The organism is Nocardia sp. NPDC004722 (assembly GCF_053601505.1).
On the sequence record NZ_JBSGBY010000010.1, the window covers coordinates 15,546 to 37,892 of the forward strand.

The following is a 22,347-nucleotide window of genomic DNA, read 5'->3' on the forward strand; positions in this document are numbered from 1 at the left end:
GATCATCCTCGAACCCCGCTGGGCCTCGACGGAGAGTGAGCCGGTTCCACCGTGTCGGCGACGGTCGGTGGGTGGTGGATCGAGTTCCCGCACACCGGCACCAAGTGCACGGACCCGCAACGATGAGCCGCGGGGAGATCACGGTCCGGATCGCTGTTCCCCGCCTACTGGGGCAGCTCGAACCTGATCGGCGGTCAGAGTTACGTCGATGAGCGGGGACGGCCCGCGGCCCGGCTGTTCGTGAAGGACAGCGGTGGTGAGCGGCATGTGACGGTTCACGGCGGTGATCACATCGACTTCGCGGGGCAGGTCTGGCAGGTGGCGCAGATCTACCCGCCGCCGACGGGTTCGTACGATCCGGTCGTCACCCTCATCGAGGTCGCGTAGGCTCCAAACCAGCCCGGTGTCAGCGTTGGGGAGCCGATCGCTTGTGCAGGGCCGGTCGCCAGGGTAACTCTTCCCCCGTCATTCGGCGGGGTCGTGGCGGGCATCGATACTGATGATGAGGCCGGATCCCGGCCTCAAGATACGTCGATATGACGAAAGATATCCTGGTACAGAGGTTCTGGTGGTGGCGCCGACGATGATGCCGCCGGCGATCCGCTCGGACAGGGGCGGATCCTGCCGTGGCGGCTCAGGCGTTGACGATGATGTTCGGGACGTCGATCGTCCGGTCGGCGAGGCGTTCTGCCAGCCCGGTCCGCTCCATCAGGGGTGCCCGACGGCGCAGCCAGATCTGGAATCGATTTGTCCATCTTGAAGATTCGGCGGGCGCAACGTCGGCGATGGGGGTACTGCTGGCTCGGCCGAGACTTTCACCAGGACTATCGTCTGTAGATGCAATTTGATGTCACGTGACGAATTAGTCGGCTTCTCCAGGGGTGTAGATCGAAGAAGATCGGCGAAACCTAGCCTTCCATCCTTGTCGGCGACTTGCCAGCGCTGGGAATACCTCGCAAGTGATCTGGGCTCTCTCGACCAAGGCTGAAAGCGCGGAAATATGTCCGACCGTACTCACGGCGCCGAAAGAGCGCTCGCTTCAACTCCTTCGGAGACCATTCGTCCTGCGTAGAGCGCGAGCGCCCCCATTGCCCCCAGCACGAGCCAGCCGGCCGCGGTGGTGCCCACAAAGGAAACCAGGTAACCGGCCACGAGGGCACCGAAGGCCGCTCCACTATCGTTGACGACGGACATTGTCGCGGTCGCGCGGCCGAGAACTTGTTCGGGCACGATTTGAACTCGGTACACGGTCAGGGCCACGCTGCTGACGACACCGATGCAGCCGATTCCGCACCAGCACACGGACAATATGACGATGTTGGTGGACAGCGCGACCGGCACGAGGAGGCCCGTCCAAATCCAGAGCGCGATGCGGTACACCGTCTGAGGTGTGAACACCACGAGCACTTTGGATGCGATTGCTGCCCCTGCGATGCCACCTACCCCCGCTGCGGCGAGGGTAAGACCGATCGCCCACGCTGGTCGCCCGCTTGCCTGCAGTTCTACCAGGATCACTAGGAGCGCGATCTGAATGAGGCCGTTAGATCCGGCAATCATGGTCGTGGAAGCGCGCAGGAAACGCTCTCTATGCACGACCTGCAGCCCCACGACGATATCCCGCCAGGTCGATCGTCGTTCGACGGCAACGGCGACGGCCGGAAGGCGTTGTCCGCGAATCGCGGACAACGCCAGCAAGCAGTAAACATACGACATGGCGTTGACCAGGAAAGGCGCCGCACGCGAAATCCCGAACAGTGTTGCGCCTGCGGCCCGTCCGACAAGATTGGCGATCGGTGCCTCCGCCTCCATCAGAGCGAACGCATCGGGTCGTTGGTCGACAGCGACCACGTCCCGAACCGCACCGATCTCCGCCAGATAGACGAAGATGTATACACTGCCCTCGGTGAAGGCCGCGACGACAAGTATCGGCACCAAGCCGGGCGGCTGGATCCACGCGGTGAGTGCTGCGACGGATGTCGCGATGATCCCGACGATCTGACACCAGAAGAGGATTCGTAGTCGATCGGCCCGATCCACTACAACGCCGGCGTGGAGTTGCAGGAGTAGACCGGGTAGTCCGAGCGCGAATCCCGACCAGCCAGCAGCTGCCGGCGACCCGGTCAGAGCGAGTATGAGTAGTGGGTAGGCGATTCGGGCACAATGGAAACCGGCCAATGAGGTCAGGTTGCCGGACCAGAGCCAGCGGAAGGTTCGGCTTCGGAAGACACCGGTCCTAGACATCGACACTTTCCTGCGACAGCCAACGTAACAAGGCGAGTAGGTTAACTCCGCACTTCCGCAGCTCGCGGTACAGCCAAGCCGCGACCTCGGCCTGGCGGTGCAGGATGGTGAAGTCTTCGTCTGGATACAGTTTCGGAAGCACAACAGCCAGTCCTGCCCAGACTTGCGGTCGGAGCGGATCCTGGTTCAGCTCTTGGTGATACAGCTGAACGGAGTCGGCGTATCGGACCTTGAGAAGCGCGCCGTCGCCCAATGCTTGGTCATGGCCGCCGACAGGTAGGTGTGCACTGCGGTGTGGGGACTTGAGCTGTGCCGACAGACGCAAGGTCCGATACCGTTCGGGGATGGAGTCCTGGTCCGTCGGAGACGACTGAACGACTCGAGTCGGTTTCGGTTCGCCAACGCGCCAGGCATGGGCAAGTAGTGCGATGTCGTTCGCGTCGGGTATGAGGTTCCGTACGTGCCAGAACGCTCGATGTGCTCGTACAACGTCGGCTGCCGCCGACTTCGCAGCAGGTGGTATTTGTTCGTACTGCCATGGGGCCATGGCGGTCGCCAATGTGCGTACCAGTAGCAGTCCTTCGGGTGTTAACGCTCCCGACCCGACGGCCTGCTCGATCGCCGTCAAGACTTGTCTGCGCCAAAGTTCGAAGTCGATGTGTGCTGTCAGCGTGTTGTGGCAGTCGGAACGACGGTGCACTCTCCAGAAGTTGGTGACACCGAAGAATGCGTAGATGCCATGGAGGAGTCCGGGAAGAGGGCGTGGATCGTCGCGCCAGGGCGCATAGAAACGCGGTCCCCGATCTGACTCCACCAAAACGACCCGATTGAGCAACAGATTTAGCTTGCTGTGCTGGATCTCGTGTATCAGTGTCAGGGCAAGCTGACAGGGGTCGGCCGACGCAGTGGTGTAAACGCAACCACTTGCGGAGGTCTCGGTATGGCTTGTGCTCGTAGCCATTGGCTGTGTGCTGAGCGGGGCGAGTATTTTGAGACAGTCGCGCATTGGTACGAGGTAGGACTCGAAGTCGCGCTCCAATAGCGACCAGGCCTCTTCGAACTTCTCTTGCCATCGCTCAGCCTCCACGGCGGTAAGTCGGGTGCGGCGACTGGTTTCGTTAGTCGACGAATCACGATGGGGATCGAGGTCGTCCAGCAAAACGGAGTGGGAGCGATCTGAAACGTACATTCGGCGCATCGGCAGCCAGCCGGGGTTGTCCTCGCTATCCATCGCGTTAACGCGAAAAATGTGATCGTCGGTGATGAAGGTCAGTGACTGGCCCGACCATTCGACCCGGCAGTGCCCGTGTCGTTGGGGGTCGGCCAAGCCTGCCAGTCCGAGGCCAGGAAGCATTACCGCACCTGCACGTACCACAACATTCGCCGCGCCGGAGGGTTCGCACGATATCGCGCATGCTGTGGCGAGCCATCCGAGATAGCCGCAATCTGCCCAGAATGGGATGTCGGATGCATCGGTTGCCGTACGCATCCTGCGGATCGCACTCACCAGCCAAGTGCCTGTGTGAGGGTAGGACAGTGCATCCCGTACCTGCATCGGATGGGTGTTCTGCAGCTCTGCCAGGCGTTGATAGGCTTCCGGCAGTCCGGCCTCGTCCGCGATCTCGGATTCTATCTCTGTCATGAGCGTGCGCAGCAGGACCATGCGGGCCAGGACCGAACCGTCGACCAGCTCGGCGATGGAAGCCGCGGACCCGTGACCGGTGCTCAGATCAGCGGTGACCCTATCGATTCCGGTGGGTATCGCGGTCATCGAGTTCCTGTTCAGCTGTTCTGGAGATGCGTTCGACTTCGTCGAGTACACGGGATTCGATATGACGGATCAGTGCCGTCAGGTCAGCGCAGTACACCGATCGGTTTCGAAATCCATTGTTCGCGTTGTACCGGTGTGCGTAGTGACCGCCGCCGCACACGGCATGGATCGGGCATGCGAGGCATTCGTCGCACAAGGCCGCCGCCCCGATCTGCCTTGCGATCACGGCAGGCTGGTGCATGGCCTGGTCGAGGGGATTTCCCTTGCCGTGCAACGCGATCCTGGTGGCGCCTGCGAAGGTCGACTTCAACTGGTCGACCTGCTCGATGGTGCCGTCGGTTTCGATGACTGCCAGCTGGATCGGCTGCAGTCCGATGACTTCCGATCCGGAGGTGCCGCCGAGGAGCAGATCCAGTATGGAGTCGAAGAGACGAATCCTGACCGGCAGAGTCGGTTCGGAATACCATCGATCGAAGATGGTTATGAGCCAGTCCGCGTACGTAGTGTTCGATTGGTCCAGGGGCACTTTGGGTGGTGGTGTGGTCCAGTTCCCGTGGGGCAGAAGGAAATCGATGGCAGGAGGCTGGAATTGTGTTAGAGCCTCGTAGGTGTCGATGGGGTCGTTGTCGGTATCGATCGTGCAGAGCAGACCTGCGAAGCAGCTTCGGTATTGCGAGGTGAGAAGCCGCTCCAATCCTGCGGTTACCCGCAAGAAGCTGCCCTCACCTCGGCGGTCCAGGCGGTGTCGGTCATTCCCGGCCTGGTCGCCATCGAGACTGACACCGATCTTGATGGCGTGATCTGCGCAGATGCGCAAGAACTCGTCATCCAGCAGGACGCCGTTGGTCTGCATCCCCAGTCGGACGTTGGTCAATGATCCGAGCGCTTGGCGTGCATGGCGTGCGAAGAAGTCCAGTTCTTCATGTCCGGCAAGAAGAGGCTCGCCACCATGAAATACCAGTTGGATCGAGGTAACGCGATGCTGACGCACATGCGCCGCGATCGTCTCACATGTATCGACGAATGCTCTACGGCTCATAACCTTTGGTTGGTCGCGCCAACTCTGGTCGGCCATCTCGTAGACGTAGCAGTAGTCGCACGCCAGGTTGCAGCGGCTATGAATCTTGACTACATATTCTCGGAATGGCAGTGGTGTCCAACCGCTCCTTTGCAGTGCGGCGACATCCAATCCGGCTTCGGGCCAAAGCGGTTGATACCGGGGTAAGCCCAGTGAAACTTGTGCGGATTCCATATCGACCTCCAGCCATCGGATAGGCAGCCCAGCGGAGAGTGTCGTGCTGCCCCGCTGGGCCCGATTTCATCGATGGCTACTCGCCGATGAACGCCTGGAAGGCTTGCGTCCGGCTGGTGCCAGTGAGTTGACGCTCGACTGCGGCACGCAGCGCAGGCGACGCGCTCGCCAGCATGGACTCCTGGGTGCTGTTGGCGAAGTAGTTGAGACTGATCACTCTGAACCTCCATCTGTGCGGCGTATATCGCCGAGACAAGGTTACGTAGAATTCGGGCCATATCGTTCTCAGCTCTTCCCATTGATGGGAACTTGGCGAGCGGGTGGCCCGCTCCCAATGAATGAGACCATTTGGTATTAGAGTCCTGTTGGCCCTGATCAAGGGCTGGAAGGGCCCGGAACGCCGCCGACGCCAGGTCGATATGAACTCGATCATTCCGGACATCATTTCTCATCTGTAGGCCCAGGAGGGCGGTCTTACACAGGGGCGGCAGCACCGAGGTGTCGAATTCGGATCGGAAAGGATTGTGTGGCAACCGATCCGATCCGACAGGCCAGATTAGAAGCTCTTGCCGAGCGCGGTGGAGTCCTGGTGCGCCTGCTTGCGTGCGATGTCGGCGTTCGGGGCGAACATGTTGGCGAGGAAGGTGATTCGGGCGGTGTCGGTGATGCCGGCGAAGTTCAGCCAGTGGTCGAAATAGGCGGCGTGGTAGTCGACGCCGAAGGTGCTGGGACCGTCGGGGTGATAGACCGCCGAGGTGTAGATGACGGCGGCCTTCTTGCCGGTGAGCAGGCCGCGGTAGCCGTGCTCGGGGCTGACGCTGAACAGCAGTCCGTTCTGCGACACCACGTCGATGAAGTGTTTGAGGATGTAGGGCAGGCCGTGATTCCACATGGGCACGCTGAACAGGTAGTGCTCGTAGCCGTTGAATCGGTCGAAGGTGGACTGCACCCGGGTCCAGGCGGATTCCTGCGCCTCGGTGAGTTCGATTCCGTTGAGCGCGTTCATCTTCGCCTGCGCGGCGGCCGTACCCATCGCGGGCAGGTATGTCCCCCAGAGGTCCCACTCGTCGATGAGCGTGTCCGGATGTGATTCCGAGTATCCGTTCAGGAAGGACCGGGCCAGCGCCAGCGATTCGGAGTGCTCACCGCGTGGTGAGGCGGAAATATGCAGTAGCCGAGCCATGTGCTGTCCTCGAAGTGATTGCGGGGTAGAGGCTTCGGCGATCAGCATCGATGGTGGATCGCGGCGCCTCCCGACCGGCCGCGATGAATTCCGGCGAGGCGAACAGTATCGACGGCCGCACCCAGATTGCGATCTCGGACCTCCCACTCCTGAGAAGCAGCATGGCGATCAGTCACGAACCGTAGCTCTGCCCAGCAGCGCAGATCCTGCACGATTGGCGCGTGGCCGTTCTGCACCAGTGCGCGCCACGCTCCGCGTGACGGCATTTCCAGCACGCCGGCGCAGTCTCCCAGACGCGTTCGTAGTCGGCCAGAGCGGCTCGTCGACTGTATCGCCCGTTGGTCCATTGCCAGATCAGTTGCTCGCGAAGCGAAGCCATCCGTGTCCGGTCCGTCTCAGCGGTCGCTGCCCTGTCGGGGCAATTCACGAGCTGCAGCGTAGGGATTTGATCATGGGAGTTTCGTGAGGCCGGTGTCGATCGCGGTGCGATCGGTCAGAGCCGTTCCGGGATCAACTGGTGCACAGGCGATTCCCAGCGATGGCGATACCACAGAAAACGCGTTTGTAGGCTGTTTTGATGGTGCAACCGACACCAACCCAGTCCTCCGGTCCGCGCACCGTGCCCTCCCCGGGTGCGGCGGCCCTGCGATCGGTCACGAAGTCCTGGCCCTATCTTGTTGCGGCAGTAGGAAGTGTGACCGTCTTCTTCATGATGTTCCAGCCCTGGCTGCGGGCCTCGGGCTGGGACGGTAAAGGCACCGTCGATGCCTTCGGCCGGATGCAGCGCACGAGCAGACATTTGAACCTCTGGTCACAGGCGGCGCCTCCGGGCGCCCGGATTACCGGTGTCTGGGCGATTCTTGCCACCGTCACCATCGTCGTCGTCGTGATCGCCGCGGTCCAGGCGATACGCAGCGGCAGCGAGACGGCAGGCGCCGTCACCGCCATCGCGACCGTGGTTCTCGCGATTCTGATCCTGGTCGACGTACTCAACCTCGACAGCCATAAACCCCTCGTCGCGGCATCGCTGGGTATGGGCGGTGATCTGGGCCCACAAATAGGCATGGCACTGGACGCGCTGTCGGGCCGGGGTTCCTACCCGTGGCCGGGCAAGGAGGGGCCGACGCGGCCGACCGAACTCACCCTGTGGTCGTTCGCCGCGATCGCCGTCGCCTGCGGGTCGGCCGCGGTGGTGGTCATCCGATCGTGGCGCACCACCCTGCGCGCCGTCGTCGCGGTCGTCGCCAAAATCGCCTGACCATGTCCCACTCGACGATCTTCAGCAACCGGAACTTCTTGTTGCTGTGGTCCGGTAATGCCGCTTCCCATATCGGCCTGCACGGTGTCCGGCTCGCTTATCCGTTGCTGGCAATGGTTTTGACGGATTCGCCGATGTGGACGAGCGTGGTCAGCTTCGCGATCGCGCTGCCGGGCCTGATCTTCGAAGTACCGGCGGGCGTGGTGTCGGATTACTGGGATCGTCGACGCATCCTGGTGCTGTGCCAGCAGTTGGGTCTGCTGGCCACACTCTTGGCGGCGATGGCGATCATCCTGCGACCACCCGGCCTGCCGCTGTTTCTCGCCGTGGCGGCGTTCGTGGAGGGCGCGGCGTACGTGTTCTTCAACACCAGCGAGCTGGGCTTGGTCGGCGAGGTCGTCTCGGCGAACGAACGGCCCGTGGCATATTCCTTCTTGGAGGCAGAGCAGCCGATCGCGAACATGGTGGGCCGAATGCTCGGCGCCGCGACCCTTGGTCTTGCCCGCAGCCTGCCGTTCCTCGCGAATGCCTTCTCCTACCTGTTCTGTTTGTGGACATTGTCCCGAATGCGCGGCGCGGCGCCGGTGGAGCCGGACCGCCCGAAGCCTGCTCGAGTGTGGGATTGGAATCAGGCCTGGGCCGGTGTCCGTAGCATTTGGGGCGAGCCGTTCGTGCGCGGTGCGACATCGATCATCGGAATCACGAACATCGTTTTCTCGATCTTGATCCTGCTGATCACCGTGGAGATCAAAGCGGGTGGTCATTCGGCCTGGTTGATCGGCCTGGTTCTGGGTGCCACCGGCTTGGGCGGAATACTCGGCGCGGTTCCCGCGGCGGGGCTCGCCCAACGCTACAGCCCTCGAGTCCTGCTCACCGCCACGCTGTGGGCGTGGACGATCCTGTTCATACCGATCGTGATCGACTCGCACCCGATCGTGATTGCGCTGTGCTGGATGGGTGCCGGCTTCGCCGCGCCGATCGGCAATATCGCGGTAACCTTGTATCGGGTACGGGCTTTCCCGGAGGAAGTCGTGGGCAGGGTTTTCGGAGCCTCCAGGCTCATCACCCACGGCGGCACGGCCATCGGCGCCCTGATCTCGGGAACGTTGCTGTCGGTCCTTGGCACCTCGATGACCGGGTGGGCTCTCATCATCGGCATGATCGTGCTCGCACGCCGCGCACGCCGCCTCCCGGAGCCCTCGCCGCGCGCCGCGCAGCCGGCGACGAACTGGATCACCCAAGCCTCGCGCACCAATCCGGACAAGATCGGTTAGCCACTCCGCGTTCGATCTCACGCATGCGAAAACAGTAGTGCCACAAGTGAACCGGCAATCACTGCCGGGCGCGGACGAACCTTCCCAGCGCTGACTACAGCACTACAGTTCTCGATTCATGAGGCGTTTGCGACCGCGGACCCTGGGCGGCATTGCCGCCGTCACGTTGATGCTGCTCGGGCTGGCCACCGCCTGCTCGAAGTCGGATCAGCACCGGGCTTCCTGCACCACCACCCCCAATGGGGTACCGGTCACCTCCGGTATCCCGTCCGGCCCCACCTCCACGAATCTGGCCATGAACCCGGAGATCGCCACCGGGTATCGCTCCGGCATGAAACCCGTGCGCACCGGCACATTCGCGGTCTCCACCGCCAACCCGGTCGCCACCGAAGCGGCCTGCGCGGTACTGCGCGACGGGGGCACCGCCGCGGACGCGCTCGTCGCCGCCCAAACCGTGCTCGGCCTGGTCGAACCGCAGGCCACCGGTATCGGCGGCGGTGCATTTCTGCTCTACTACGACGCCGCCACCAAGACCGTCGACGCCTATGACGGTCGCGAAACCGCGCCGGCCGCGGCAACTCCCGACTATCTGCGCTACATCAACGACACCGACCACACCGTCCCGCAACCGAACACCCGCGTCAGCGGCCGTTCCATCGGCACCCCGGGAGTCCTGCGGCTGCTCGAACTCGCCCACCGCGAGCACGGCAAACACTCATGGAAGGCGTTGTTCGATCCGGCTATCGGCCTGGCCGATCGAGGTTTCGAGATCGGCCCTCGGTTGGCGAGCCAAATCGCGGACTCCGCAACCGATCTCGCCCGGGACCCGAATGCGCGGGCCTATTTCCTGCGCGCCGACGGCACCGCCAAACCGGTGCGTACTGTGCTGACCAATCCGGCGATGGGCAAAACGCTCTCGGCCATCGCCACCGATGGTCCCGATGCCTTCTACACCGGGACCATCGCCGCGGACATCGTCGATGCCATCACCACGGCCTCCGGTGGCCGCACCCCGGGTCTCACGACCGTCGCGGATCTGGCCGGCTACCGCGCCGAGAAGCACACCGTGCTCTGCGCGCCCTACCGCACCCATGAGATCTGCGGCATGCCCAATCCCTCGTCGGGCGGCATCGCCGTGGCCGCCACGCTCGGGATTCTGTCCAATTTCGACCTGGCCGCGCACAAACCCGGCAACACCGGCGGCGATACCACCGTCGGCCGTGACGGCGGCACACCGACCGCGGAGGCCGTGCACCTGATCTCCGAAGCCGAACGACTCGCCTACGCCGACCGCGACAAATACGTCGCCGACACCGATTTCGTGCCGATGCCCGGCGGTAGCCCGCAGGCCCTGATCGACCCGGCCTATCTGAAGCAGCGCGCCGCGCTCGTCGATCCCGCCCACAGCATGGGCACCGCCAAACCCGGCGAATTCTCCTCGGCCCGGATCGGCGACGGCCCACTCCAGCCCGAACACGGCACCAGCCACATCTCCGTCGTCGACTCCTACGGCAACGCCGCGTCCATGACCACCACGGTCGAGTCGGCCTTCGGCTCGCTGCACATGGTCGACGGCTTCATCCTGAACAACCAGCTCACCGACTTCTCCGCCGAACCTGCCGACCGCACCGGCGCACCCATCGCCAACCGCCTCGAGGCCGGCAAGCGCCCACGCAGCTCCATGGCCCCGACCCTGGTCTTCGACCGCAACCCCGACGGCACCCGCGGCCCACTGCACTATGTGACCGGCTCCCCTGGCGGCGCGGTCATTATCCAATTCGTCGTGAAAACGCTTGTCGCACTGCTCGACTGGGGTCTCGACCCGCAACAGGCGGTGTCGATGGTCGACTTCGGTGCCGCCAACTCCCCCACCACCAACCTCGGCGGCGAACATCCCGCCATCCGAGCCGACGGCAACGGCGACAATGACCCCCTGGTTGGACAACTACGCAAACTCGGCCACAACGTCTCCGTCGCACCACAATCCAGCGGTCTGTCCGCCCTGGTCAAGGACGGAGACGGCTGGATCGGCGGGGCCGACCCCCGCCGCGAGGGTGTAGTGCTCGGCGACGAACCCGCGAACTGACCACCGTCGCACGCGGACGTCGAATGATGTCCGTTCCGCGACACGAATTCAGTTGTGTGGGACGATAAATCGAGCTTCTCAGGCGTGGCAACAGCCGTCCTTCGGCCGGGATCGATTGCCCTAGACTCTCGACGCACGACGTGGTTCGAACACGGTCGGAGAGAAGGGGAAACAATGCTCGAGAGCAGAAGGACGCCGATTCGTCGGCTCGCGCAACGGGTATGCGCGGTCGCCGCGCTGTCGGCCCTGCCGGTTCTGATGGTGCACGATCCGGCCCAGGCGACGCCCGGTGAATCTGGGGCCGGGAACGCCTCGCACCCGGCATATCCGGCACCGCCCGGCTGGCCGGGAGGGCATTCGGGCTGGCGGGGCCCGCACCCCGGTCCGCCGGTTCCGCCGGTTCCGCCCTGGTGGGTACACCCGCCGATGTGGGCGGACCCCTTCCCAGGGGGCTCCTGGTACGACGACGACCCGTGGTACGACGACTACCCCGGTCTGCCTCCGCGCCTGTGCACCGGCTCGTTCGGCAGCTGCTGACCAGTTCGACCGGCCCGTATGCCAGGGATGCCGCCGCACTGAATAGCTTCTACACCAGTGCATTTCGATCGCGGCCCAGGATCGCATAGACGGCTGCGACGATTCGAGCGGACCATCCTGCACACAGGATGGCGGCTTCCTGGCGAATTCGTTCGCGACGGCGCTCGGGCTGATAGATGCCGGGCTCCGATCGTATTGTTCAACAACAGAATTCGCCGTATCTCGGGCTGGATACCGCTGCTGTCGGACGCGGGCTCGGCTGTCATCCTTCGCACTGCGGCCGCCGTACTCGACACCCGTCATCGTCGCACTGCCGAAGCTCCCAGTGTCACGCCGAAGAATCATGAAAGTGCTTGGGCAATAACAGTATTCGCCATACTCTAGACCATGTCGCAGCTCTCCATCCATGGGAACGCCATAGGCTGTTCGGCGCGCGTGTATTCACGCGATCGGGACTGCCGGTACCGGGCCCGCGCCCTGGATCCGATTCCGTGCAGCCGGGGGACGTCGGGGGTCGACACAGGAGTCGTCATGACGGAGAAGACCGGCACGGCCGGTGTGGAGCGGACGCTGATACCGGCGCGCATCGATCGATTGCCCTGGTCCGGATTCCACACCCGCATGGTGGTCGCGCTGGGAGTGGCCTGGGTGCTCGACGGGCTGGAGATCACCGTGTCCAGCGCTGTCGCGGACACCCTGCGCGAGCCCGAGGCGCTGCACATGTCCTCGACGGCGGTCGGCTTCATGGCGACGATCTACCTCATCGGCGAGGTGGTCGGCGCGCTGGTCTTCGGCAGTCTGTCCGACCGCCTCGGTCGCCGGAAACTGTTCATGACCACGCTCGGCATCTACCTGTTCGGCAGCGGCCTGACCGCGTTGACCCTGGGCAGCGGCGCGGGCTGGCTGGTGTTCTTGTACCTCACGCGGTTCATCGCGGGCATGGGCATCGGCGGGGAGTACGCCGCGATCAACTCCGCCGTCGACGAACTGATTCCGGCACGATACCGCGGTCGGGTAGACATCGCGGTGAACGGAACCTATTGGGCCGGAGCGATACTCGGCACTTTGGGCGCCTACGTTCTGCTCAACCAGGTGGCGCTGTCGTTGAGCTGGCGGCTGGGGTTCCTCATGGGTCCGGTCCTGGGGCTGGTGATCCTGCTCATCCGGCGCGATCTTCCCGAGAGCCCGCGCTGGCAGATCATGCACGGCCACTCGCAGGCCGCCGAAGAATCGATCAGCGGCATCGAGCGCGAGGTGGAGGCGAGGGGAATCGAACTGCCACCGGTGGACGACTCGCAGGCCGTCGAAGTCAGGCCCGCCACCCAGATCGGCTATGCAGCCCTGACCCGAGTCCTCCTCCGCGAGTATCCTTCCCGCGCCGTCCTGGGCGCCGGCTTGATGATCAGCCAGTCGTTCCTCTACAACGCGATCTTCTTCACCTACACACTGGTCCTCGGCAGGTTCTACGGCGTGCCAACCTCCGTGACGCCGCTGTACCTGATTGCCTTCGCCGTCGGAAACCTCCTGGGCCCCTTAGTGATCGGGCATCTGTTCGACACGATCGGCCGCCGCGTCATGATCGCCGGAACCTATCTCCTGTCCGGAATCCTCCTGGCGATCTCGGCCTGCTTGTTCTACGCCGGCATGCTGAACGCGATCACCCAGACCATCTGCTGGTGCGTCATCTTCTTCTTCGCCTCGGCCGGCGCGAGCTCGGCCTATCTGACCGTGAGCGAGATCTTCCCACTCGAGGTCCGCGCCAAGGCGATCGCCGTATTCTTCGCTATCGCACAATGTTTCGGCGCACTCGGGCCGGTTCTCTACGGTGCGATGATCGGCGACGGTTCATACCCGGTCCGCTTGTTCCTCGGCTACCTGCTCGGCGCGACCGTCATGATCATCGGCGGCCTGATCGCCCATCGACTCGCCGTCGATGCCGAGGGCCGTTCGCTGGAGGACATCACCCTGCCATCAGCGACAACCGACCGGAACCCACACGCGTGACCGTTGGACGATCCAGCCGACATGACAGAACTCCGGGTAAGCCCGCTCGCGCGCAGTGTCGTTGGTGTCGCTGGCCGAAAAGACCGCATCGCGTGAAGGCCGTTCGGGCGTCGAAAATTCCTTCGTGGCTGCGCGTTGGGTGTCGCCGCGTGGGCGCTGCAGGTCGCGGGATGCGGTAGTGACGACGATGATGCGCTCACAAACTTCTTCCAGGCCAATCCGGAAGAGGCGAAGGGCCGCCTGCGGATCATCGAGGGGATTCAGCGCCAGCGCCCCGACATCAGAGTTCGTCCGATGTTGGCAGGACCCGATCCGATGCAGCAGATGTCGACCTTCTGTGCCGGGGGCAGATCTCCGGATGTGTTGATGGCGTGGGATTTGATCTATGCCGGACTGACCGGGCCGCGGAGTGCTGCTGGAGCCGAGCACTCCGCAGACATCCGATCTTGCCTTCGCAGCGGAGCCGAAGACCGACGGAATCCGTCACGGCCGGTCGGCTCTTTTTCTGCTCCCCGGCCGGATACGCGTTCGCCGCTTGCACTTCAGGGGTCGCGATACGTATTCGTCCTGTATCTCGCCAACTTCGGCTGGATGGACACACCGTGGGCGGTGATCGTGCCGTGCCTTGTAGTGCTTTCAGCACCTACCTGATGCGGCAGTTCTTCCGCGAATTGCATCAGGATCTCCAAGAGGCCGCCACCCTCGACGGCTGCTCCCCCTGGCAGATCTACTGGCGCTCATGGCTGCGGCAATGCTCATCCTGCTGCCGCTTGTCATCGTCCACGCGATCGCCCAACGCGCCTTCCTCCGCGGCATCGCCGCCACCGGACTCAGCGGAAGAACGAGCGCCCGTTGCCTTCCTGCGAAGACTTCTGCCAGAGGCCCTGCCTGTTCACTTACCCAGGGCGGGAACAGTTTTAGAGTCCGCCGCTGGTCCACCGGATCTCATGCTGGACGCACTCTCGCAAGGCATCACCGGCTGGCTGATCACCTGTGAACCGATCGGATCAGCGAGCGCGAACGCGCTTGCCTTGACACTCGATGGTCGAAAATCTCTTCGGCACAACGCAATAGAACTTTCCCGACACCTTGCCTCTGGCGGGTGCGCTTTCCTGGCCGCCGTTGGTTATCCGATGAACACGATGGCCTGGTTGCCCTCGATGCTCTGTCGGCATGCTTCGTGCAATGCCAGCCACGCCAGCCACTCGTAGGTGAATGCTCCGCTGTCGGCCCGGATCAGTTCGTCGATGCGCTGCGCCTCGGTGTCCGACAACGAGAGATCCGACTCCAGCCGGATTCCGATCGACGCAGCACAGTACTGCAGTTCGGCGAGCAGGCCCTGGCTGGAGCACACACGCTCGTAGTCCTCGCCGACAATCACCGGGAGGTCGAAATCCACGGGTATGTAGTACCCGTCGACGTCCGAGTGGACGAGCAGGTGCGATTCGACCATGCTCCTCTCAGCGGACACCACCTCGTGGTCCGCGTCCACCTCCGCCGTATGGGACACCGGTGTGACGGGCAGTCCCGCCTTGCATCGCGCGTACACCCGATGCAGGCAGTAAAGCGCGGAGTACGGCATCGACGTCCTCGTCGCGCGACCGGGCAGCAGTTCACACGATTCGGGTTGCTGCCATACGATCCCCTCGTCCCTCAGCAACAGGGTGAGCCGGTCGAGTTCTTCCCGCTTTTCGTCATCGTCAACGCCGACCGCGATATCCAATCCCATGAGGGCACGGTAGCGGGCTCCCACCCATGGCAATGGCGACATCTCCGGTGTGGCGTTGGTGGATATACCTCGACCTCGAGGGCAGGCATTCGCGCAGCTCAACTGGCCCGAGGCGCCGGCACCACCTGCAATCCGTCGAGCAAGGTGTCGATATCCGGTTGATAGGTATCGCGCGCGGCAGCCGTGGTCCGCACCAGCATGTGAATCGGATACAGCATCTCGCCCGCGACGTAGTCGAAATCGATGTACTCGCGATAGAGGTCAGCCTCACCGGCCTCGGACGCGACCAGAATGCCACCGGCTCGGTTGCCGGCTCGCCCGCAAACCTGGATAGCCTCGGTTCGCCACTGCCGCCAGTTACCCGTCATCCCAAAAACCCTGCTCGGGGCGGTGGCGGCCGGGTAGGGAGTCGAAACGCGCAGTGTGACAGTGGCGTCGCTGGTCCGTCCCCCGTGGGTGTCAGTACGTTGCACCACCAGGTCGTCGTCACTGCGGGCCGACGGTATCGCCCGCCATCCCTCGAGTTCCGGGAGTAGGACGGTAAAGGGCACGCCGGGACGCGCCGCGGTGAAAACCAATCCGTTGGCCGCCAGGGCGGAGCACGCCGTGCGCATCGGCGAGGTAGAGGTCGAGGTCGACTGCGACGAGTTCGACCCCGACCCGCCGCACGCGACCACGATGGTCGCCACAATGCCCGCCAGTACCAGGTGCCGAATCCTCATCGCGGATGCGACTCTATCGTCGCATGATCAGATGACTGCGCATTATCTCGGCGTACCTCGCGATCATCGGCGAATACCCCTCGGAGGATTGATGATTCGGCGCGCACCTGCCGCCCGACCTCAACTGTCCTAGCCGAACAACTGAAACGGTTCAAGCCGACTTCTCGGGGCTCAGCGCTGAACGTGTCGATGCCGGTTGGTAGATCGACAATAACGATCACTTCGGAAGGCGACTCTGTCGACTCGCAAGTATCTATGGGCCACAGGTGAATCGGTCGAGGCGCCTGACGCTCGGCAATGACCAGGCCTCGTGTTCTGTAGCGCCAGCCGAAGGGCATCAGGCGCGTCGGCGCGGCCGATGCCGAGAGTTCGGTGATTTCAGCGAGCAGGTCCAGCGCATCGGCGAGCTCGGACAAGAAATCTGCACGGGCACGATCGTCCACGGACGGTGGGTTGAAGTGGCCGTCGATGACGATCGAGTCCGCGGTGCTCTCCTCCGCGATGCGCCGGATGAGTTCGGCGGCCATGGGCGCGAGACCGGCATCGCCCCGTTCGACAGTGACGGTCACGAACAAACACTCGCCGAAAGAGGCCGAGGTCGCGACCACGGCAGGCGGTAGTTCCACAGCCCAAGGCGCGGCCCTCGTCAGGCTGTATTCGAACACGTGATAACGACAACTGGAAATTCGCACGCTTCTGCTCTTTCCTGAACCGGCCGATCGGGGCAACCTCTGATGACCGGCAAGTGTGCAGGCCAAGCCATTTCGAGTGCGTCCCATCCTGGAGCTAGCCTGCGACAGCGCAGGCGGTGGAACAACGCCGACATCGCGAGGATCCGATCACTTTTTGTAATGGAAGGGCACGCTCCGCACCGCGGTCGCGCAGTTGTGAAGCACGGTCAGGTCATTACTCAAAGTGATCGAACCGGCAAAGTTTCGTCGTTGCTCCATCCTGCGCGGCTGTCGCAGGCTTGCCGAGAGCACTCCGGGAAGAACCGAAGGAACAACCTTGTCCGCGATCACGCCGTTCCGCATCGATATACCACAGACCGAGCTGGACGATCTCCATCGCCGATTAGCCCACACCAGGTTTGTCGAATCAGTTGCGGCCCAGGAGTTCTCGAAACCTGGCGACGGGCCACTGTCGGCGCGCCCTGGCTGGGAGTACGGGGTTCCGCTGTCGTATGTCGTTCCGCTGCTCGAACGCTGGCGTGACGGGTTCGACTGGCGCGCCCAGGAGTTGCGGCTCAACAGCTTTCCTCAGTTCGTCACTGAGATCGATGGCCAACGCATACATTTCGTCCACGTGGTCTCGCCGGAACCGGATGCGACTCCTCTGTTGTTGGCCTCCGGGTGGCCGAGTTCGTTCACCGAATTCCTGGGCTTGGTTGCGAAACTGACCGACCCGCGGTCTCACGCCGGTGACCCAGCCTCGGCATTCCATGTGGTGATCCCGTCCTACCCCGGTCACGGCTTCTCCGGACCGTCACGGGTCCCGGGCTGGCCTCCGGGGCGGACCGCGGCGATTTATCACGATTTGATGCTGCGCCTGGGATACGACCGCTACGGTGTGCACGGCAACGAGATCGGCGCCAGCGTCGCGCCCGAAATGGGCAGACTCGCACCGGAACAGGTGATTGGCGTACACGTCGGCCACATCTTCTCCTTCCCCCGGGGCGACAAGGGGGAGCTTGACGGACTCAACGCCTGTGAGCTGATGTTGGTGCAGCTCTGGCAGCGGTCGGCCCGCCATAACTACGGAGCGCCGCCGCAAACGATGGCTCATGCCCTGTCCGACTCCCCCGTTGCCCAACTCGCCTGGAGCGGGCAGATTCTCACCGATTCGATGCCCGTCGACGAAATCCTTACGAATATCGCGATCTACTGGTTCACCAACACGTGCGCGCCCGTGGAAGGACTGCCTGTCGAGAACACTGTGGCGGCCCTGCCGCCTACTGCAGTGCCGCTCGGCCTGGCGTCCTTCACTCCGGGCATGCGGCCGTTGCGCAAATTCGCCGAACGCGACCACGCAAACATCGTGCAGTGGAACGAGTTCGGCATCGGCGGGCGCTGGCCGGCGCATCGGGAGCCGGACCTGCTGCTGTATGACATCCGCGAATTCTTCGCGAAGGTTATCTGACACCTCCGCCGTTCCTCTCTCGGAGCTCGGTTCGCAAAATCGGTCCATTTGGAGCACAATGTCGCTATGGAGTTGCGGGATATCGAGATCTTCCTGGTGTTGGCCGAGGAACTGCATTTCGGGCGTACCGCGCAACGGCTGCATTTGTCCCAGGCACGGATCAGCCAGTCGATCAAGAGCCAGGAACGCCGCATCGGCGGTCGCCTGGTTGATCGATCCAATCCACGAAATGTGCAGATCACGCCGCTCGGGCACCAGCTCCTTAACGAGCTTCGGCCGGCGTACGACGGTGTGCTGCAAGCGATTGAGAATGCGCGCTCGGCGGCCGTCGGTATCGCCGGAGTACTACGCGTGGCGATGATCGGTTACAACCCCTACGACTATCAGCCCTACTGGGATGCATTCCGTAGCCGACATCCCCAGTGGCAGTTGCAGATCCGAAGCACCGAATTCGGTGATCAGTTCGGGCCTTTGCAGCGCGGAGAGGCAGATGTTCTCATAGCCTGGCTGCCGGTGGAAGAACCCGGATTGACGGTTGGGCCGATCATTTCCGCGGAGCCGATGGTGGCGGTCCTTCCGGGCAATCACGTGCTCATCGGCGAAGAAAGCCTGACGCTGGAGGATTTTGGTGTCTTCGGTGTCTTCAAACCAAGCGCGCCGCTCCCGGAATATTGGGAGGATTCTGTCAGTCCCTTCTACACACCCAAGGGCAGGCCTATCGAGCGAATCACCGAAATTTCCACTCTGGAAGACATTCTCACCACCGTGAGCACCAGCAGCGCGCTCACTACCGGTATGAGCCATATCGCTCGTTACTATAACCGTCCCGGTGTCACCTATCTGCCCATCAGTGATTCACATCTGGTCCGGTGGGCATTGGTCTGGCAGGATGACCGAGAGAACGAACAAATCCGGTCTTTCGCTCGAATTGTCCGAGAATTGGGGTCGCTCGATCAGAGCTGAGGCGACGCATTCACGGACAGTGTCCGGCACGTCGCGAATCAGAAGCGTCTCGACGCTGAACTATTCCCCCGGACTGCGGACTTCTTCAATATGCGCGCGGTGTCGTTGTGCGAGGTCGGCGTAGAAGCCTGGGTTGGCCTTGACCCACAGTTCGGCCGCGGTGCCGCTGAGCGGCTTCCTGACCTTGGCGGGTGAGCCCGCGGCCAGCACGCCATCGGGAATCTCTTGCCCCGGACCGACCAACGAGTGCGCGGCGACCATCACTCCATTGCCGATCTTGGCCATGTCCAGGACCGTGCTGCCGTTGCCCACAATCGATTCCGCGCCGAGGGTGGCTCCATGGAAGACCACCGAATGGGCGATGGTCGAGCCCGCCCCGATCTCGACGGCGACATCCTGCGGCACATGGATCACGGCGTTGTCCTGCACGTTCGCTCGCTCGCGCAGAATGATCGGGGCCAGGTCGGCGCGTAGCACCGCCCCGTACCAGACCGAGGCTCCCGCCTCGACGCGGACATCGCCGATCAGGGTCGCGGTGGGCGCGATGAACGCGGTCGGATCGACAGTGGGCCGCTTGCCTTCGAATTCGTAGAGTGGCACCGCACTCACCCTAGCCTCGAGCCGAGAGCGAAGTGGTTGCGATGGCGTGGGTTTCGATTGCCGGTCATGTCGACGATGCCGCTGACCGGGCCTCCGTGGGTGATCTGGGCGGTGTCGATCTTGGCGAGGGATCCGTCGGCGATCTCACCCAAGGTGGTCGCTCCCGCCGCGACCATCGCGGCGGGAGCCTCGGCGACGTCGTCGACAGACCAGAAGACGAGCGGATGACCGACCCACGGCTTCGACGACAAGGTCGCCCCGCCGTCGAAAGCGGCGAAATCCGTGCCCTCGAAGGCCGGGGCCGCACCCAGCAGAGCGGTGAAAGCCGCGCCACAGGAATCGATATCGGCCACCGGATACACAACGTGGGCGAATCCCTCGACTTTGCTCATGCGCGCACGGTACCGCCGTGGTTGAAGTCGCTCTCGGCATCGTGCGCACGGATTATCGCCAATTTGCGAAACCAACCGGTTAGCCCGTGCCGCATGGTTCCACTATGGTCCTGGTGTGCGGACATTCCAGGCAGACAGGGTCGAGAACTGGTCCCAGGTCTGCAGCGCCGCCTTCGTCCCCACACGAGTACACGCGGACGAGTCGTTCCGGGGCACGATCAGGCAGCGCACCATCGCCGATCTCGGACTCACCCACGTCGCTTCGACACCGGTGGTGGTACAGCGCGATAACGCGCTCATCGCTGCGGGCCCGAGCGACGACACCTTCCTGACGATCCAGCTCGCGGGCGCGTGCAAGGTCGACCAGGCCGGTCGCCGAGCGGAGGTGATCGCGAATGCCGCTGTCCTGCTCGATACCGCGCGTCCCTACGAGTTACGCGCGGACTTCCCGCAACGCCATCTGGTGCTCCAAGTGCCCGGCCACAGGCTTCGGGGGCAGACGTCAGTGATCCGAGACTCGACCGCGCGCCCGATCGAGTTCGGCGCTCCGGCCTTGCTGGTGCTGCGGCACGTCCTGACCGGAATCATGCGAGAAGGCTGCCCGCCCGGCAGCGACGACCAGCTCGCCGACACCACGATCGAGCTGCTTTCAGCCGTGCTCGATGTGCACTGCACCGGTCACAGCGCGCAACCACTGAGCGGGGAGGTGCTACTGCACGCCGCGCGCACGTTCATGCAGCGCCAGATGACCGACCCGGATCTCGACGTCGAGGCGGTCGCCGCGGCTCACGGCGTCTCTCGACGCTATCTGGAACTGCTGTTCGCACGGACGGGTGAAAGCCCGGCAGCGCACTTGCGCGGACTGCGCCTCGATGAGGCCCGTCGTCGACTACGCGAAACTTCGGCCACGGTGACCGACATCGCCCACGGCGTGGGTTTCAACGACGTCAACACCTTCACCCGAGCATTTCGCCGCATCCACGACACCACCCCCCGAGAGTGGCGAAACAGCCACCTCGCCGACAACGGCTCCCCCGCTGCGCAGTGACACGGCAGCATCAACCGGACGACGCCGACGTTCTGCGTGCACTATGACGACCGTGACCGGCTCGAATCCAGCTGCACCGACGCCAACCACTGTTGCCCGGCTGACACACCACGGCGTGGAGGAGACGCCAAACCGAGTGGATCGAGCAGCGTGTCCACATTCTCAAGAACAAACGCATTCACAACCGAGGGCACGTTGCGGCAGGGTGCCACAACGTGCCTGGCGTCTCTCTAAACCTCGGAAACCTCCTGCGACGGCCCGCGATCATGAGACCCCTCGGCGGCGATGGTGTGGATGTTCCCGTCCGCTATCTCGGTCGGGTCTGTGGAGGTCACGAACCAGTGGGTTACCTCGCCGCCCTTCAGATCTGAAGCGGTCTCCCCTGTCGGGAGAACCGAAAGGGCGCCGGCAGTGGCGGAGGCGAGGAACTCGTCGATGGCGGTCAGGCCGGTGGCAGCGGTGGTGAAAGTAACCGACAGGTAGTCGATCTCGTGGTCGGTGCGCAGGTCGGACGCACGGTCGAGAGCATCAGTCTGGCTCATGATGGTCCAAGTGCCCTGGTTGTCGCGGTAGACGAAGGTTGGATCGGATTCGTTCAGCGGACGCACCCGGTCGCTGTAGGAGACCGGATGTATCGGGCGGGCGGCCAGGTCGGCCTGAACACTGGGATCAGAGGGGACCAGCCAGTGCGCCGGATCGGCTGGAGGTTCCTGGGCGATCCCGAACTTGGCTCCCGCGGCAAGGATCTCGTCGATCGACATGCCGTGCGCGAACAGCACCGCGGCGCCAGCCTTCAGAATGGCCCAGACCGCCGCGACCGCGTCGAGGGTGTGTGGCAATGCCACAGCGACGACATCGCCGGGGCCCACGTTGCGGTCCATGAGCAGTCGGGCGAGCTGGGAGCTGCGACGGTCCAGGACGTGGTAGGCGATTTCCTGACCGTCGGACACCAGGGCGGGTGCCTGTGGGTCCTCGCCGACGACCTCGGCCAGTGCTTTCGCCATGGTCGCAGTGCCGATCCGAGCCGCCTCCACAGCCGAATCCGGTTGCGAGCCGGAGCGTACGGTGGAGACTCGCTCTCGTTCGCCGGCAGCGAGGATTTCGATGGCACCCACCAAGCCGTCGGGCCGCCGCGTAGCAGTCGCGCA

Annotated in this window: 19 protein-coding genes and 1 pseudogene; 9 read left to right on the forward strand and 11 right to left on the reverse strand. The window is 63.6% G+C overall.

The features are described from left to right. Positions 1 to 1,014 precede the first annotated feature (1,014 nt). From ACWELQ_RS02715 to ACWELQ_RS02735, 5 genes are all read right to left on the reverse strand, one after another. Positions 1,015 to 2,241, reverse strand: a complete 1,227-nt coding sequence (locus ACWELQ_RS02715; protein ID WP_452395289.1) for an MFS transporter — start codon at positions 2,239 to 2,241, stop codon at positions 1,015 to 1,017. After that, the gene (locus ACWELQ_RS02720; RefSeq protein WP_452395290.1) at positions 2,234 to 4,012 is read right to left on the reverse strand and encodes an HEXXH motif domain-containing protein; all 1,779 of its coding nucleotides are present in this window, start codon (positions 4,010 to 4,012) and stop codon (positions 2,234 to 2,236) included. Before ACWELQ_RS02720 ends, ACWELQ_RS02715 begins: the two co-directional genes overlap by 8 nt. After that, positions 3,984 to 5,264, reverse strand: coding sequence for an FxsB family cyclophane-forming radical SAM/SPASM peptide maturase (locus tag ACWELQ_RS02725; RefSeq protein ID WP_452395291.1), 1,281 nt, complete (start codon positions 5,262 to 5,264; stop codon positions 3,984 to 3,986). Before ACWELQ_RS02725 ends, ACWELQ_RS02720 begins: the two co-directional genes overlap by 29 nt. A gap of 76 nt (positions 5,265 to 5,340) precedes the next feature. Beyond that, positions 5,341 to 5,481 (reverse strand): hypothetical protein, encoded by a 141-nt coding sequence (locus ACWELQ_RS02730; RefSeq protein ID WP_452395292.1) that lies wholly within the window; start codon positions 5,479 to 5,481, stop codon positions 5,341 to 5,343. A 339-nt stretch (positions 5,482 to 5,820) separates the two neighbouring features. After that, entirely contained in the window at positions 5,821 to 6,447 is a 627-nt protein-coding gene (locus ACWELQ_RS02735) for an FMN-dependent NADH-azoreductase (RefSeq protein WP_452395293.1), read from the reverse strand. A gap of 694 nt (positions 6,448 to 7,141) precedes the next feature. Between ACWELQ_RS02735 and ACWELQ_RS02740 the strand changes: the two genes are divergently transcribed. From ACWELQ_RS02740 to ACWELQ_RS02765, 6 genes and pseudogenes are all read left to right on the forward strand, one after another. Further along, positions 7,142 to 7,705 carry a hypothetical protein gene (locus ACWELQ_RS02740; protein WP_452395294.1) on the forward strand — a complete coding sequence of 188 codons (564 nt, stop codon included), beginning with the start codon at positions 7,142 to 7,144 and terminating at the stop codon, positions 7,703 to 7,705. Positions 7,706 to 7,707: 2 nt separating this feature from the next. Next, positions 7,708 to 8,979 (forward strand): MFS transporter, encoded by a 1,272-nt coding sequence (locus ACWELQ_RS02745; protein ID WP_452395295.1) that lies wholly within the window; start codon positions 7,708 to 7,710, stop codon positions 8,977 to 8,979. 118 nt (positions 8,980 to 9,097) lie between these two features. Then, on the forward strand, positions 9,098 to 11,065 hold the full coding sequence (locus ACWELQ_RS02750) for a gamma-glutamyltransferase family protein (RefSeq protein ID WP_452395296.1): 1,968 nt from the start codon (positions 9,098 to 9,100) through the stop codon (positions 11,063 to 11,065). Positions 11,066 to 11,239: 174 nt separating this feature from the next. Next, on the forward strand, positions 11,240 to 11,602 hold the full coding sequence (locus ACWELQ_RS02755; RefSeq protein WP_452395297.1) for a hypothetical protein: 363 nt from the start codon (positions 11,240 to 11,242) through the stop codon (positions 11,600 to 11,602). 531 nt (positions 11,603 to 12,133) lie between these two features. Continuing rightward, positions 12,134 to 13,606 carry an MFS transporter gene (locus ACWELQ_RS02760; protein WP_452395298.1) on the forward strand — a complete coding sequence of 491 codons (1,473 nt, stop codon included), beginning with the start codon at positions 12,134 to 12,136 and terminating at the stop codon, positions 13,604 to 13,606. Between the two features lie 482 nt (positions 13,607 to 14,088). Continuing rightward, a pseudogene (locus ACWELQ_RS02765) lies at positions 14,089 to 14,444 on the forward strand (ABC transporter permease subunit); the annotation flags it as partial. A gap of 288 nt (positions 14,445 to 14,732) precedes the next feature. Here ACWELQ_RS02765 and ACWELQ_RS02770 read toward each other — a convergent pair. The 3 genes from ACWELQ_RS02770 to ACWELQ_RS02780 form a co-directional block, all read right to left on the reverse strand. Next, positions 14,733 to 15,335: a hypothetical protein gene (locus ACWELQ_RS02770; protein WP_452395299.1), complete on the reverse strand. Its 603-nt coding sequence runs from the start codon at positions 15,333 to 15,335 to the stop codon at positions 14,733 to 14,735. A gap of 98 nt (positions 15,336 to 15,433) precedes the next feature. Next, entirely contained in the window at positions 15,434 to 16,024 is a 591-nt protein-coding gene (locus tag ACWELQ_RS02775; RefSeq protein ID WP_452395300.1) for a hypothetical protein, read from the reverse strand. A 29-nt stretch (positions 16,025 to 16,053) separates the two neighbouring features. Then, positions 16,054 to 16,749, reverse strand: coding sequence for a hypothetical protein (locus ACWELQ_RS02780; RefSeq protein WP_452395301.1), 696 nt, complete (start codon positions 16,747 to 16,749; stop codon positions 16,054 to 16,056). 316 nt (positions 16,750 to 17,065) lie between these two features. Between ACWELQ_RS02780 and ACWELQ_RS02785 the strand changes: the two genes are divergently transcribed. Then, positions 17,066 to 18,196: an epoxide hydrolase family protein gene (locus ACWELQ_RS02785; RefSeq protein ID WP_452395302.1), complete on the forward strand. Its 1,131-nt coding sequence runs from the start codon at positions 17,066 to 17,068 to the stop codon at positions 18,194 to 18,196. Between the two features lie 66 nt (positions 18,197 to 18,262). Continuing rightward, positions 18,263 to 19,159, forward strand: coding sequence for a LysR family transcriptional regulator (locus ACWELQ_RS02790; RefSeq protein ID WP_452395303.1), 897 nt, complete (start codon positions 18,263 to 18,265; stop codon positions 19,157 to 19,159). A gap of 60 nt (positions 19,160 to 19,219) precedes the next feature. Here ACWELQ_RS02790 and ACWELQ_RS02795 read toward each other — a convergent pair whose 3' ends face one another. After that, a complete protein-coding gene (locus ACWELQ_RS02795; protein WP_452395304.1) occupies positions 19,220 to 19,759 on the reverse strand; it encodes a gamma carbonic anhydrase family protein in 540 nt (179 codons plus the stop codon). A gap of 5 nt (positions 19,760 to 19,764) precedes the next feature. Beyond that, positions 19,765 to 20,151, reverse strand: coding sequence for a VOC family protein (locus ACWELQ_RS02800; protein WP_452395305.1), 387 nt, complete (start codon positions 20,149 to 20,151; stop codon positions 19,765 to 19,767). Positions 20,152 to 20,266: 115 nt separating this feature from the next. Between ACWELQ_RS02800 and ACWELQ_RS02805 the strand changes: the two genes are divergently transcribed. Further along, a complete protein-coding gene (locus tag ACWELQ_RS02805; RefSeq protein ID WP_452395306.1) occupies positions 20,267 to 21,199 on the forward strand; it encodes a helix-turn-helix domain-containing protein in 933 nt (310 codons plus the stop codon). A gap of 230 nt (positions 21,200 to 21,429) precedes the next feature. On the opposite strand, the gene ACWELQ_RS02810 is transcribed toward ACWELQ_RS02805, so the two are convergent. Next, positions 21,430 to 22,347 (reverse strand): AMP-binding protein (locus ACWELQ_RS02810; protein ID WP_452395307.1); only part of this gene is annotated, 918 nt, incomplete at its 5' end.